Consider the following 417-nt stretch of genomic DNA (forward strand, 5'->3'; position numbering starts at 1 on the left):
AGAAGGCCGTGCTGTGGGGCACCGCGCTCGACAACCTCGCGTGGTGGCGGATGGTCGACCCGGACGGCAACTGGCTCGAAGTCACGCGCCACGAGCACAACCAGGGCAAGATCCACGACATCGCGGTCGCGCGCTTCGAGCTGAAGTGGTTCGACGGCGCGCATGCGCCCGGCGAGAAGCTGCTGCGTACCGAAATGCTCGAGATCGAAGGCCGCCGGTTCCGCAAGGAAGGGCTCGGCAAGGACGTGACCGACAAGGTCCTCGCCGGCCTGCCGGGCGTGCAGAAGGAAGGCTGCGACGGGCTCATCACGTCCGCGCGCTGGGTGCTGCACAAGATGCCCGCGCACACGCGCACCGTCTGCCTCGAATTCTTCGGCCAGGCGCGCGAGGCGATCCCGAGCATCGTCGAGATCAAGG

The 417-nt window shown here is 67.6% G+C and carries 1 pseudogene; it reads left to right on the forward strand.

The features are described 5' to 3' along the window. Positions 1-417: pseudogene (locus tag AC3IFE_RS01565) on the forward strand (FAD-linked oxidase); the annotation flags it as partial.

The sequence above is a fragment of the Burkholderia sp. APQ4-4ca genome (assembly GCF_057837105.1).